This is a genomic window from Streptomyces sp. Qhu_M48 (assembly GCF_051305195.1).
GTDB lineage: Bacteria > Actinomycetota > Actinomycetes > Streptomycetales > Streptomycetaceae > Streptomyces.
Genome location: NZ_CP195433.1, coordinates 109,671 through 122,948 on the forward strand (window position 1 = coordinate 109,671; position 13,278 = coordinate 122,948).

A 13,278-nucleotide genomic window follows, 5' to 3' on the forward strand; every position below is an offset into this window, starting at 1 on the left:
GAGCCGTTCAAGATCGTTCTCGCCCAATTAGAGGTCCTAACAAAGGCGCTGGACGTGTCGGTGGGTGATGAGGCAGGTGGCGAGGCCGAGGAAGGCTTCGTGGATGTCGTCGCGTCGTTCCCATCGGACGCGTAGGCGGCGAAAGCCGTGCAGCCAGGCGATAGTCCGCTCGACGACCCAGCGGTGGACGCCGAGGCCGGATCCATGCGGGACGCCGCGGCGGGCGATCACGGGTTTGACGCCCTGAGCCCAGACGAGACGGCGGTATTTGTCGTGGTCGTAGCCCCGGTCGGCCAGCAGTGTGTCCGGTCGTCGCCTGGGACGGCCGACCAGGCCCGCGACTGAGGGAACCTTGGCGAGCAGGGGCATCAGCTGGGTGATGTCGTTACGGTTTCCGCCGGTCAGCGACACGGCGAGCGGGATGCCTTGCCCGTCGACAAGGACGTGGTGCTTACTGCCCGGCCGTGCTCGGTCGACCGGGCTGGGCCCGCTTTTGGGCCGCGTCGAGCGGCCCGGACATGGCTGGAGTCGATCACCGCCCGAGACCAGTCGAGTTGCTTGGCGGACCGCAGCTTCTTGAGGAGGACGAGGTGCAGCTGGTCCCACACGCCGGCCTCGTTCCAGGCGGCAAGCCGTCGCCAGCACGTCATGCCGGAGCCGAAGCCGAGTTCCTGGGGCAGGTACTCCCACTGGATGCCGGTGTGGAGCACGAACAGGATCCCGCACAGAGCCTGCCGGTCATGAACCCGCGGCCGCCCTGCCACCAGTTTCGGCGCCGGGGCTGGCAGCAACGGCATGACCAGCGACCACAGTTCGTCCGAGACGAGCCACGGTCGGGAGTTTCTCTTCGCCACGAACGGACCAACGACCAACCAAGCCGACAGTCACATGATCAACAGCTTCTGTTAGGACCTCTTAGTAGATGCGTCCTGTCTTCGGCTTGGAGGTTCGTCCTGCGGGCCCGGCCGGTCCCGGCCGGGCCCGCAGGTGGGTAGGGGGGTCAGCTCGGCTGGTCGCCGGTGTATCGATAGATGTCGCCGCTGCTGGTGATGTGCCACGCGGTGCCGTCAGCGCCGGCGGCGATGTCGGCGGCGGAGCCGGGGATCTTGACCCAGGGGTTGGTGCCGCTGGCGTCGTTGTTGGTGTACCGGTAGATACTGCCGGCGGGGTCGACGCCCCACACGTTCGTCCGGGAGCCCACCGCGATCCGCTTCAGGCTGCCGGGGACGTCCGCCCACGGATCCGAGGGGTCCTGGTCCCCGGTGTACCGGTAGACGCGGTTGCCGCTGTTGACCCCCCACACGGTGCCGTCGGCCGCCGCGCCGATATCGCTCAGCGACCCCGGGATGTTGATCCACGGGTTGGCGTCATGGTTCGTGTACCGGTAGATGCCGCCGGCCGAGTCCACGCCCCACACGTTCGTCCGGGAGCCCGCGTCGATGCGGACCAGGCTCCCGTTGATGCCCACCCAGTTCGTCGTGCCCTGGTCCCCGGTGTACCGGTAGATCTGGTTGCCGCTGTTGACCCCCCACACGGTGCCGTCCGACGCCGCGCCGATATCGCTCAGCGACCCCGGGATGTTGATCCACGGACTGCCGTCGTAGTTGGTGTACCGGTAGATCGCGTTCGCCGCGTTCGCGCCCCATACGGTCGTCCTGGACCCCGCCGAGATGGCCGAGAGACTGCCTGCGATCTTCACCCAATCCGCCATGCTGAAAAACCTTTCCACGAAACGCTGTTGTGGCCATCCTGCGCGGTCGGATGAGGTAATAAAGTGGCTGAACGCTTGTCTCGCTATCAAACAAGCCAATAAATAAGGGTTTAAGCTCCACCCGGCCCGTGGTGTATCGAGGGGAGCGGCCTGGCCGGCGTCCTTTCGACCAGAAGCGCTGTCCTGCCCCGGGGGGATCGACAAGGTCTCCGACCCGTGTATCTGCCAGATGGTCCGGGCGGGCAGTTTGGCGGAGACCTGCGCGGGCCGCGCGGCCCGCGCACGAAGGGCTGCGGGCATTGAGGCGGCCCCGATGCCAGCACGAGGGCGGGCTCGGGGCCGCAGGGTGCTGTGGTCCGACCAGGGGGCAAAGCCCGGACCAGTGGCCCGGTCGGCCCGCAGTACTACACCGGTCGCTCGTATCGCACCACCACAAGCAACTGGTCGATGTTGCGGGCGAGGTCGGGATCGTGCCCGCCATCCGGTGGCTCGACAGCGACCGCGCCTGGCCTGTGACACCACACCCGGACCACGAGAGGCGTGGGAGTCACGTGTGCAGGATCTGCTGAGTTCTGACACACCCACTCTGCAGTGCTGACACATCGCATCTGACAGCAGCGGTATGAGAAGCCGTTGCCGTACCGATCATCGAGTCTGACGATCGAACGGGACCTCGATCGGGTGATCGCGGGCCCTGCCCGACATGAGACAGGGCTGGCGGTATGCGGGGAAAATCCAGGGGAGCGGACGGCCACGCGCTGCTACGGTCGGGCGCTATGCGCTGGCTTCCCGATGACTTCGTCCACCCCGTCCTGGTACCGCTGCCGGGCGGTGGCCATCACCTGCGGCCGATCCGGGAGGCGGACACCCCGCTCGACTATCCGGCGGTGATGGGTTCGCGCGAGCGGCTGTGGACCATCTTCGGCCCGGCCTGGGGCTGGCCCGCGGCCACCATGACCTACGAGGCCGACCAGGCCGACCTGTTGCGGCACGAGAAGGAGATCGCCGCACACCAGTCCTTCAACTACGCGCTGTTCGACGCGGCGGAGGCAGCTCTGCTCGGCTGTGTCTACATCGACCCACCGGGGAGGGCCGGCGCGGACGGCGAGATCTCCTGGTGGGTGGTGGACGAGCTGGTGGGCAGCAAGGTCGAGCAGGCCCTCGACGCGCTGGTGCCGCAGTGGATCGCCGCCGACTGGCCGTTCGAGCAGCCGCGCTTCCTCGGCCGCGAGATCTCCTGGTCGGACTGGCTCGCCCTGCCGGAGCATCCGGACGCGTAAGTGGTTGTCGCCCGTACCGATCTCGAAGGCTGTCGATCGAACGGGTGTCTTGATCGGGGGGGGCCAGGCTCTCCCGCCACCTCAGTCGTTCGATCACCGACCCCTCGCCGCGGTCCCCGCAGGCTGGGGAGCTGTTCCCGGGCCAGATCGCGGCCGGTTCTGAGGTCGTTCATCGGGTGGCTACTTCGTGTAGTTGTAGACGGTCGCCCGGGAGACGCCGAGCTGGTCGGCGATGAGTTGTGCGGAGCTCCGGGTCTCGAAGAAGCCCTCGCGGTGCAGCTGCCGTACCAGCTCGCGTTTCTGATCGCGGTTGAGGGCGCGCGGGGTGCTGGAGTACTGCGCCGCGAAGGAGTCGATGGCCGAGCGGAGTTCGCGTCCGGTGCGGTCGCGCAGTGTCTCCAGGGTCTCACCTGGGTGTGCGGCATCGGTGGCGACGAGGCCGGCGAGGGCCATGGCCAGTGGGGACAGCGTGCTGACGTCCAGGTTCAGGCACAGGGCGGCGACGTAGCGGCCCTCGGCGTTCTTGATGCCGATCGAGGTGCTCTTGGCCGGGCGTCCGTCGGGGAACCGGTTGCTGTAGTTCTGGATGACGCCGGGGTAGTCGGGGTCCGCTATGCGGCGCAGGCCCAGCTCGGTGGCGGAGTCGCCGATCTGCCGTCCGGACAGGTTGTTCTCGATCGCGCGGATGGCGCTGTCGGGTCGGCGCAGATCGTGCAGGACGACCTCGCACAGGCCTGGGAACATGCGCCCGACGGCGACAGCGATGCGCTCGACTTCCCGTACGAGGTGCTCGTCATCCGGTGCCGCGGGCTGGTCTGTGGGGCTGTCATCTTGTCGGCCGGTGGGGTGTGTCATCGCGTGCTGCTCGATTCCTGAGTGCCGTTACCGTGCCCGGCGAACACCGCGGCCATCTTCTCGGCGGACTTCAGCCCCGCGCCGGTGAGCACGACCACGGTCGTCTCGTCCGGGGCGATCTCTCCGGTCGCGATGAAGTGGTCGAGGGTCGCCGCGGCGACGCTGCTGGTCGGTTCGGCGTACAGGCCCCGGGCGCTCAGGGCGCGGACCGAGGTGTGGATCTCCGCTTCGGGGACGGCGTAGGCGGCGCCGTCGGAGCGGCGGATGGCCTCCACCGCCTCGGGCAGCCGGACCGGGTGGGCGATGGACGCGCCCTCGGCGATCGTCGGCATCCGCTGGCCGCGGCCGGCCGGGTCGACGCCGTTGAACGTGTCGGCGATGGTCGCCCAGTGCTCGGGCTGTCCGATGAACAGGCGGGGGCGTTTCTCGATCTGACCGGCTTCGAGCAGTTCGCCGAACGCGAGGTCGCATCCGATGATGCTGCTGCCGGCTCCGGCGACGAGGACCACGTTGTCGGGTGCGGTGAAGTCGAGGGACTCCCACATCTCGTAGGCGATGGTCTTGGTGCCCTGGATGAACATGGGGTGCCAGTTGTGGCTGGCGTAGGGGATCTGCTCGGACTGCCGGATCGCATCGTCGGAGACCTCTTCGCGGGTGCCGTCCACGAGCTCGATCTCGGCTCCGTAGGCGCGGGCCTGGAGGATCTTGGCCGCCGATGTGGCGGCGGGAACGATGATCTTGGCTCGGATGCCGGCGGCGGCGGCGTAGGCGGCCACCGCGGAACCGCCGTTGCCGGAACTGTCCTCGAGTACGCGGTCGGCGCCGTGCGCAGCGAGGTGGGACATCATCACCGATACGCCCCGGTCCTTGAAGCTGGAGGTCGGGTTGAACCACTCCAGCTTGAAGTGGACGCGTCGGCCGCCCCAGTCCATCGGCACCATGGGCGTACACCCTTCGCCGAGGCTCACCCGCCGGGCGGCCGGGACCGGAAGGGCCGCGTGGTAGCGCCACAAGGACCGCTCCGCGACGTCGATCTGGTCGGGACGCAGGCCCGGCAGTGCGCTCACGGCGAGAGGGCTGCCGTCCTCGCCTCGCCAGCGGGGGTCGTCCAGGCTGTAGCGCTTTCCGGACCGGTCGTAGAGGTGAGGGGCGGTGATGTCTGAGTGCTGTCCGGCGTTCATGGGCTGTTCCGCCTTCTCCTCGCTCGACGTGTTCGCGTGTCGCCGGGTCCCGCGGACCGACAGGCACACCCTGACCCGCTCCACATTAGACGCGTCATCCAGATTTACACAGTGTGTCTAAGGGTTGTGCGGGGCTGCCGACCGCCCGGCATCCCGGGCAGGGCAGGGCGTTGGAGGAGTGGCCCACGAGGCCGCCGTGGAGCGGCACTGAGAGGGGTGGCAGTGGCGCGGACGGCTGCCGCGTGGTTCGAGGCCGCACTCGGCTCTTCCCGCCGTGCTCGCTGCCGCTGAGCCCTATCCGTTCAATGCCGCTCTGAACGCGGTGTGGCGCGCACCGCACGCGTATGGCGCGAGCACGATCCGGATTTCCTGGTGCGGTCCGGGCCGTCTGCGTCAGGTCGACGGGTGGGCGGGCAGACCCTTCGTTACTGCGGTGATCACCGGCGGGCGTGGCGGGAGGGGGAGGTTCGCCGGCACCCGCACGTGCCACCGTGACGTGTGCACGGGTACGTGCGGATGCCGGCGTGTGAGGGGCGGTGCGGGCAGTGCTCGGTGGAGGTGCGAGGCGTGTCGTCAGTGGCCGGGCGGCACTGTGCTGCCGGAGTGGTCGATGACGTTGCCGTTGGAGCAGTTGTTCTTGTGGTCGCCGGTCCAGTCGCTGAGGGCGGGCACCACGGCGAGTTCCTGGATGCATACGTCAGCGGCGGTGAAGTTCCAGTTGTTCGCCGCGTTGACCCCGCTGCCGAAGTTGCTGTCGTTGTCGGCGAAGGCGGGCGTGGCGGCGGAGAGGGCCGCGGCGGCCAGCAGGCCGCACGTGATGATCTTTCGCATGGCTGATGAACGCGTCCCGCCCCCACAGGTCACGTGAGAGAGAACCGAACGTGGATGGGTCCACGGCGGACACCGAGCGCCTGTGGGGTTCCTGGGTGCGGGGGCGGCGCGGCGCGCTTGATCTGTGTGGGGTGTGGGGTTCGGTCTCGTCGTGTGGTCTCGTCGCCTCCATCAGGTGGTGTCTCTATCGACTTGGCGATACGGCCGGCATGGGTAGGTCGAGAGCTCGTGCCAGGGCGGCTGCGACGGGGGCCGTGTGGTCGGGTAGGTGCTGGGAGGCCCAGTCGGTCGCGAGGGTGAGGAAGTCGGTCAGGTCTCGCTCGGCCCCGTCCAGGAGGTGGCCGAGCTCGATGGTCGGCAGTTCGATCACTGGGCTGTCGTCGCGCTCGACGTCGACGGTCAGCCGGACGGTGTAGCCGATGAGCTCGGCCACGGGGTCGGGGTCATGGCCGAAGGAGACCGGTCCGCTGCCGCCGATGACTGTGTGCCAGGCGCGCCATTCCTCCAGACCGTTGCAGCAGCCGGGGAGGAAGGTGGCGCCTGTGGAGCTGTCCGCGACCCGCAGGCCGCCGGCCGCGAAGGGGCTGTCGAAGGTGAGCAGTCCGTGCAGGAATGATCCGAGCGGGTCGGCCGGCCGGGGAGGGCGGTCGTCTCCCGCGTGGGGATCGGGGTCGATGTCGTTGCATGCGGCGATGCGCATCACCGCCGTCCCGACCTCGGCGAAGGTGAGCCCACCGCTGAGTGCCAGGTACCCGAACGACTCGGCCTCGGCAACGGGCCAGAGGGTAAAGCCGTCAGGGGCGTACGTCTCCAGGACGGGCTGCATCGTCATCACCTGGCCGAGTGTCCCGTATCCCCGCCCCCTCACCGGAAAGCCGCCTACCGCCCTCCACGTCCTGGTGGCTCGGTCCCGCCGCGTAGGCGAGCGGAGGGGCGATCGCCTGGGCATCCGCTCCCTCGCCGACCCACAGCCCGATGAAGAGCGCGGCGGTCGCTTCCAGGAGTCCCGCGCGTTCGAGACCGCCGCCGGCCACGGGTTCACAGCCCACGTCCCGTATCAGTTCACGCACGCGCGCGAGGGCGGTCTCGTCGTCTCCGCAGACCGGAACGGCCAGTGGTCGCCCGTCGAAGACGGGGGGCCGCATGCGCCACACGTCCTCGTGGCAGAGGTTGAACGCCTTGATCACGTGGGCTCCCGGTGCCGCCGTCGCCAGTTGCCGCGCGGCTGACGGGCCTCCTTCCGTCAGCAGCCGGAATCCCGGCCCGACCGGGTTGGAGCAGTCGAGCAGCGCCTTGCCCTCCAGGGCCACGTGCAGGTCCCGTACGACGTCCACTCCCGCCCCGAAGGGCAGTGCGACCAGCACCACCTGGCTGGAGTCGGCCGCCTCGCGCGGACTCGCGGGTCTCGCGCTGCCTCCGATGCGCGTCGCGAGCCGCTCCGCCTTGTGTGGGTCCCGTCCCCCGATGATCACGTCGTGCCCGGCCCGCACCCAGTGGGTGGCGAGCGCATCGGCCATGTTGCCCGTGCCCAGTACGCCGATTCTCATCGCTTGGTCCCTCTCCGTGCCTGCTCCGACCGTTCACACCGACGCTAGACGGCCGTTCGGGCACCATGTGGTACGTGACGACCGACGCCTTCCTCGCCGACTGCCGCGCCCGCCTCGCCTTCGACCTGCTCTCCAACACCTGGAATGCCGTGGTGCTCTGGGCACTGCGCGACGGTCCCAGGCGCCCGGTCGAGTTGCGGGAGCGGATCGGGGGCATCAGTTCCAAGGTGCTCACCGAGACTCTGCGCCGGCTGCAGTTCAACGGACTGGTCGAGCGCCGGGCGGACTCCGACGCGCCTTCACGGGTCGAGTACCGACTCACCGCTCTGGGCCGGACCTTGCTGGCGCCCATCGACGCCGTGGGCGCATGGGCCTTCGAGTACGGCGATGAGGTCATGGCAGCCCAGGAAGCAGCGTGCACTCCCGACCCTCAGTCCCCGCCTTCTGCACGCTAGTGCCGGAGGCGGCGACACCACCGTCGCCCACGACACCCCCGCCTGGTAGAAGGGGCTGGGGAGAAATGCCGTGTGGTCCCACACCGTGGTGGGGGACCACACGGGGGGCTGGGCCGGCGATCAGCCGCAGCGCGGTGGTGTAGGTGTGCGGTGGTGTAGGTGTGCGGGGGTGTAGGTGTGCGGTGGGGCAGGTGTGGGGTGAGGCAGGTGTGGGGGCCTGCGTCCTGTTGCCCGCCCCAACGCCTCTTCTCGCTTACGCCGTTGCCTCCGGGAGCGGGAGTGCCAGACGGCAGTGGATCAACGTTCTGCGAGGTGCGGGACGGGCAGGCTGGGCCACGCGCCTTCGGCTGTGGCGGGGTTCGCAGGGTTCCAGCTGGACCAGGACGACCGCCATGACCATGGGTACGCAGGTCAGGAGTATGAACATCATGACGTGGCCGTCGTCGACGGTGAGCTGACCCGAGCCGTCTGCCGCCCCGTGGTGGCAGCGGCGTTCATGAAGCCCAGAGCGGCACAGGGTTCGACCACTATGGCGCAGGGCGCGGTGTCCACACCCGAGTCGTCCCCGGCGGAAGGAGCGGGGGTGGCGAGAGGAGCGGTCTGTATCGGGGCGGTGCTTGAGGTACTCACATCCCCATCAACGCCTCCGGCCCTGGTCCGGGAACGAGTCACGGGGCTCGTTCACCCCATGTGAGCAGCACCGATCCCCGGTAAGAGGGAAAGATTCCACCAGGAAGAGGCAGGTCGGCATCCAGGCGGCTGCCCGGAACGGAAGGGAAGCCGGGGCCGCGCGGGCAGAGCAGATCGCGCCTCCCCCGAACCGTACGAACAAGTGGAGCCGGCCAACGTCGTTCTCCATGTGTCGATGCCGAGTGTCGTTGCCGACGTGGCTGCGTGAAGGGCGCTCGTGGCCAAGCGAACCCGTGCAGATCCCCATCGATCAGCTTCGTCATGCTCTGGCAGTCGCTCCTGCCGCTTCGTCAGCTACGCGTGTGCCTCGCCCGGAGTGCCGTCGGTGTCCGCGGTTGCGGCTGTCTGGTGCGATCGGGTTCGTGTGCCCCAGCGTTCGAGCGAGGGGCCGGCGGCTCCCAGGGTGGCGAAGAACGCGCCGAGGAGCAGCCAGCCCGTCGTGCCCAGTCCGAGTACGACGGTGGTGAGGAGGGCGGGGGCGAGTGCCTGGCCAGCGCTGAAGCCCATTCCGAGGACCCCTTGGTACTGGCCCTGGGCGTGGTCCGGTGCGAGGCCGAAGCCGAGGGCGAAGCCGGCCGATGACTCCCAGATCTCGCCGACGCTGTGGACGAGGATCGCCGCGACCACGAGGGCGGCGGCCGCCCATACGGGGGTGTGCGCGGCCAGGGCCATCATCGGGCAGCTGACGAGGAAGAGCAGTCCTGCCGTACGGAACGCCTTGCCGCCGTCGTGAGGGGTTTCGATACGGGAGCCGATTCTGGCCTGCAGCAGGACGCAGACGCCGGAATTGATCGCGGATACCGCGGCCACGGTCCAGCGCGGTGCGTCCGTGTGTTCCGAGATCCAGATCGGGAGGAGGAGGGACACCACCGGGTACTGGAGCCCCATCGCACCGTAGAGGGCCGTGAAGGTGACGAACGGGCGGTCGGTGAGGGCGATCCAGCGGCGCTCCTGCGACGGTGGCGCCGCCACCGCTTTGTAGTGGGGAAGCAGGAACAGCAGGAGGGCGCAGAGTGCGAAGCTGGCCGCGTTGCCGAGGATCAGCACGGTGTAGGCGGTACGGGAGTTCGCCGCGACCGCGAATCCGGCCCCGACGGTTCCCAGGACGACGCCCAGATTGACGTACGTGCGGAGCTTCGCCCGGAACATCGCGGGGCGGTCGGGGCCGACCCGGACGACGAGGGCTCCCCAGGCCGCGCCGCCGGCGGCCGCGGCCAGCTGGTCGACGGTGGCGATGACCGTGAGGGCGGTCCAGCTCTCGACCAGCACGAGCGCGGACATCGCCACGGCCTGGACCGCCAGGGCGAGCATCATGATCGTGCGTGGGCCGTGTCGGTCGGCCAGATGGCCTCCCGGTATCCCCGCGATCAGCCCGATCAGGCCGGCGACGGTGAGGGCGGCGCCCACCTGCACCGCCGGGAGGTCCACGACCAACGTGAAGTAGAGCGCGGACGCCGTGTTGAAGAGACCGTTGCCGACCCGGTTCACGAAGCTGGCCAGGATCAGTACGCGCTCCGACCTGTTGGCCCCGGCCAGGTGGGCTATTCGGCCCGGCGAACGTCCCTTGATCATGGAAGGAGGCTAGCAACGGCCGTACACGCCGTCGGGGGTGCGCCGTTCCCGGTCGTCGTGGGCGGGAAGCTCGATCTACGGGAGAGCGGCCAGGTCCCTGAGGGCCTGGCCGCTCTGCCGCTCGTGCAGGGGCGACAGGATTCGAACCTGCGACATGCGGGTTTGGAGTCCGCTGCTCTGGCCGGGCTGAGCTACGCCCCTTCGGTAGAAGGAGCTTGGCACCTGGATCGATCTTGGCGCCACTGGTTTTGGTGACCATACGATGGAGTGGTTTTTCGGCGGCGTGCGGCGGTCCGGCCGTGGGAAGGTTCCGGCAATGCCCTTCACCGCCCAGCACCCCGAACACGGAAGGCTGGACGCCACCCAGCCCGATCTGGGGTGCGGAGTGGGCTGGGAGGACATCCACCGGGCGCGGGCTCCGCTGTCCTGCGCGGCCTGTGAGGGCCGGATGGTCGCCCGTAAGTCGGTTCTAGGGCTCCGGCACTTCGCCCACCGGCGGCGCACTCCCGACTGTCCCATGGCGGGCGAGAGCGTCGGACACCTGCTGCTCAAGTCGGACCTCGCCGCGGCCGGACGGGCCGCCGGCTGGGAAGTACTCCTGGAGGCCGCCGCGCCCCACGGCGCCTGGCGGGCCGATGTACTCGCCGTCTCTCCGGACGGGCTCCGGTACGCGCTGGAGGCCCAGCTCTCGCCGATCACCGAGGACGCCGTGCGCGAGCGCACCGAGCGGTACGCGGCCGACGGAGTGGAGGTGTGCTGGTTCGACGACCGCCAGCGCCCCCGGCCGTGGATGGCGGCGGTTCCGTCCCTGCACGTCACGAGCCCCGACGGGGGGCCGCGGACGGTGCGCGGTGTGATCGCCCGGTACTCGGCCGGTAGCGGGTGGCAGGCGGTCGAGGCCGTCGCGCTGGACGACGCGGTGGCCTGGGTCCTCGACGGACGCCTGGCCCAGCACGAGGAGCGGATCGTCTATGGACCGGGCGAACCCTGGGAGGCCTGTCGGGGCCGGTTCTGGACGGCGCCCCACTACGCGGCCGCCGCGCAGGAGGAGTCCGCGCGTCGGCATGCGGAGCGGGAGGCGGAGGACGTTCGCCGCCGGAAGGCTCAGGCCGCGAAGGAGGAGAAGGCGGCGGCGTACGAGCGGTTCTGGACCCGGACGGGGATCGGATCCGCGTGGTGGCGGAGCTTCGAGGCGATCGTGCGGGGTGCGCTCGGGCGCGACACGTTCTTCGGCGCGCCCTCCGCCGCGTACGGGGACGGCCGACCGCTGTACGTGAAGAGGGATGGCGGGGTGCGCGTCGTCGCCGTGGCGCTGCCCGCTCGTCTCGGGGAGTGGGTGGAGACGACCCCGGTCCTCGTCGACGACGTTCCGGCTCTGCACCGGGTGGCCGACCTGGCCTTCGGCGACGTGGAGGTGTTCGTGGCGTCCCCGGTATCGGAGTCGTTCGAGTGCTGGTGGGTTCGGCCGGGTGGGGTTTATTAGGGGATTGGGTGGGGGGCGGTGTGCGGTTGGGGGGGTGGGGGGTTGGGGGGGCGGTGTGTGGGGGCCGGCGGGAAGGGCTTGCGTGGTGTGTGTCGGTTGTCGGTGGTCCGCACTGTCGGTCGGCGCCCCGGGTTCGACGTGCTGCCGTCGAACCCGGGGCCGGGGAGGGTGACGCGGGCTGCGTCAGCCCTGTGCCTTGCGACGGCGCGTGACCAGCAGGATCGCTCCGCCGATCGCGCCCAGCGCAGCGGCCGCGATCGCGTACGGCGCGAACTGGCCCGCGCCCGTCGTCGCGAGTGAGCCGCCGTCCTTGCCGCCTGTCGGAGGTGTCGTGGGCTGCGCGGGCGTCGACTCGGAGGGTCCGGGCGTCGGAGTGGACGGTGCGGGGGTCTCGGTGGGCGGGGCAGGCGTCGGGGTGGACGTGCCCGGCTCCGTCGGGGGTGTGTTCTCGGCGCCGGGCTGCGACGGCGTCGAGGTGGGCTGGGAGGGACCGGGCTGCTCAGGCGTGCCGTCCGGGCTCTCCGGCGCGGTCGGCTTGGGCTTGCACGCGAACTTCGATGAGCCGGTCCAGGGGTAGTTGTGGCTCTCGTTGCCCGTGCCGTGGGTGCGGATGTCGCCGCCGACGTAGACACGGCCGTTGGTGCTGGCGGTCAGGTCCGCGGTCGCCTTGGGCGCGAGGACCGAACCCATGAAGTTGCCCCCGCCGCCCAGGCTGATCGAGCCGGACTCCTCGAAGTTGTAGAGGATCCGCGATGCCGCTTCGCCGAAGCCCGGGGAGTCGTACGTGTCCACCCGGTCGCCGTTGAACCCGACCGACAGGGGCGCGATGCCGACCGCCTGGCCGCCCGTCACGTTGACCACGACGGCGTCTCCTTCGGGGATCGACCGGAAGTCGAAGGCCGAGGCCCCGTCGATGTCCTTGGCGGAGATCTCGAAGACCTGCGGGCCGGCCGCGTCGCCGCCGCCCTCGAAGGTCACGGTGCCGCCCGAGCGGACGCTCCTGCCGGTGGGCTTCAGCGCTCCGAGCGCGACCGACTCTCCTCTGACCGTGTCGCCGAACGTGTCGTACGGGCTCAGGGCCTCCCGCACGCCCATGCCGGTGGAGAGGGCCCCGCCGTTCGTCACCAGCGAGCCCTGCTCGTCGACCTCCCCGCCGACCCGGACCGCGCCGCCGTAGCGCGGGCCCGCCGTCAGGCCGTGGCCCACGTCGACGGTGGTCCCCTTTGCGATCTTCAGGTTGCCGCCGACCGACAGCATCACCGAGCCCGACTCGGGCAGGATGCCCGAACCGGCCCCGACCCGGCCGACGTTGAACACTCCTCCGGATTCCTTGGCGAAGGTGGCGTCGCCCCGGACGACCAGCAGGCCCTCCGCCTCGGCCGTCGCGCCGTCGGCGGTGTAGTCGCCACCCGCGTACAGAGCCACGTTGGCGTCGGTGAAGCGGGGGTTGTGGGCGATCCCGGGCTCCTTGCCGGGAGCCGGGCACGACGGGGACTGCCCGGGCGTGGGGGTGAGGGGCGCGGCGAGAGCGACTCCCGGGGCCGAGAGGCCGAGGAGGAGGCCGAGTGCCACTGCTCCACGCATCCGCGTGGTCGTGGTTCCGGTGATCGTTTTGGGCATGGCTGTGCCGTTCTCTGGTGGTGGGGAGGGTGAGGGGTGGAGACGGGTCAGGG

12 protein-coding genes and 1 tRNA gene are annotated in these 13,278 nt (G+C 69.9%); 3 read left to right on the forward strand and 10 right to left on the reverse strand.

From position 1 onward, the window contains the following. Positions 1 to 36 precede the first annotated feature (36 nt). Positions 37 to 797 (reverse strand): IS5 family transposase gene (locus ACRRSS_RS36860; protein WP_435975671.1). Its coding sequence is split into 2 segments (ribosomal slippage): positions 37 to 497 and positions 497 to 797, totalling 762 coding nucleotides; the frame shifts between segments, so codons are not numbered across the junction. A gap of 203 nt (positions 798 to 1,000) precedes the next feature. Further along, on the reverse strand, positions 1,001 to 1,711 hold the full coding sequence (locus ACRRSS_RS36865; RefSeq protein WP_435975596.1) for a tectonin domain-containing protein: 711 nt from the start codon (positions 1,709 to 1,711) through the stop codon (positions 1,001 to 1,003). Positions 1,712 to 2,487: 776 nt separating this feature from the next. Between ACRRSS_RS36865 and ACRRSS_RS36870 the strand changes: the two genes are divergently transcribed. After that, positions 2,488 to 2,991 carry an N-acetyltransferase gene (locus ACRRSS_RS36870; protein WP_435975597.1) on the forward strand — a complete coding sequence of 168 codons (504 nt, stop codon included), beginning with the start codon at positions 2,488 to 2,490 and terminating at the stop codon, positions 2,989 to 2,991. A gap of 180 nt (positions 2,992 to 3,171) precedes the next feature. On the opposite strand, the gene ACRRSS_RS36875 is transcribed toward ACRRSS_RS36870, so the two are convergent. From ACRRSS_RS36875 to ACRRSS_RS36895, 5 genes are all read right to left on the reverse strand, one after another. Further along, positions 3,172 to 3,846 carry a helix-turn-helix transcriptional regulator gene (locus ACRRSS_RS36875; RefSeq protein WP_435975598.1) on the reverse strand — a complete coding sequence of 225 codons (675 nt, stop codon included), beginning with the start codon at positions 3,844 to 3,846 and terminating at the stop codon, positions 3,172 to 3,174. Beyond that, entirely contained in the window at positions 3,843 to 5,027 is a 1,185-nt protein-coding gene (locus tag ACRRSS_RS36880; RefSeq protein WP_435975599.1) for a threonine synthase, read from the reverse strand. Before ACRRSS_RS36880 ends, ACRRSS_RS36875 begins: the two co-directional genes overlap by 4 nt. Positions 5,028 to 5,600: 573 nt before the next feature. Next, on the reverse strand, positions 5,601 to 5,858 hold the full coding sequence (locus ACRRSS_RS36885; protein ID WP_435975600.1) for a hypothetical protein: 258 nt from the start codon (positions 5,856 to 5,858) through the stop codon (positions 5,601 to 5,603). A gap of 184 nt (positions 5,859 to 6,042) precedes the next feature. Then, positions 6,043 to 6,693, reverse strand: coding sequence for a hypothetical protein (locus ACRRSS_RS36890; protein WP_435975601.1), 651 nt, complete (start codon positions 6,691 to 6,693; stop codon positions 6,043 to 6,045). Further along, the gene (locus tag ACRRSS_RS36895; RefSeq protein WP_435975602.1) at positions 6,653 to 7,405 is read right to left on the reverse strand and encodes an NADPH-dependent F420 reductase; all 753 of its coding nucleotides are present in this window, start codon (positions 7,403 to 7,405) and stop codon (positions 6,653 to 6,655) included. The genes ACRRSS_RS36890 and ACRRSS_RS36895 overlap by 41 nt, the downstream gene beginning before the upstream one ends. Positions 7,406 to 7,479: 74 nt before the next feature. On the opposite strand from ACRRSS_RS36895, the gene ACRRSS_RS36900 reads away from it, so the two are divergent. Then, positions 7,480 to 7,860, forward strand: a complete 381-nt coding sequence (locus ACRRSS_RS36900) for a winged helix-turn-helix transcriptional regulator (RefSeq protein ID WP_435975603.1) — start codon at positions 7,480 to 7,482, stop codon at positions 7,858 to 7,860. Between the two features lie 984 nt (positions 7,861 to 8,844). Here the strand turns inward: ACRRSS_RS36900 and ACRRSS_RS36905 are convergent. Both ACRRSS_RS36905 and ACRRSS_RS36910 read right to left on the reverse strand, forming a co-directional pair. Next, the gene (locus tag ACRRSS_RS36905; protein WP_435975604.1) at positions 8,845 to 10,122 is read right to left on the reverse strand and encodes an MFS transporter; all 1,278 of its coding nucleotides are present in this window, start codon (positions 10,120 to 10,122) and stop codon (positions 8,845 to 8,847) included. Positions 10,123 to 10,248: 126 nt separating this feature from the next. Next, positions 10,249 to 10,323 (reverse strand) — tRNA-Trp (locus ACRRSS_RS36910). Positions 10,324 to 10,438: 115 nt separating this feature from the next. Between ACRRSS_RS36910 and ACRRSS_RS36915 the strand changes: the two genes are divergently transcribed. Continuing rightward, positions 10,439 to 11,605 (forward strand): competence protein CoiA family protein, encoded by a 1,167-nt coding sequence (locus tag ACRRSS_RS36915; protein WP_435975605.1) that lies wholly within the window; start codon positions 10,439 to 10,441, stop codon positions 11,603 to 11,605. 183 nt (positions 11,606 to 11,788) lie between these two features. Here the strand turns inward: ACRRSS_RS36915 and ACRRSS_RS36920 are convergent, their stop codons facing one another. Beyond that, positions 11,789 to 13,189: a choice-of-anchor A family protein gene (locus ACRRSS_RS36920; protein WP_435975606.1), complete on the reverse strand. Its 1,401-nt coding sequence runs from the start codon at positions 13,187 to 13,189 to the stop codon at positions 11,789 to 11,791. Between the last annotated feature and the right edge of the window lie 89 nt (positions 13,190 to 13,278).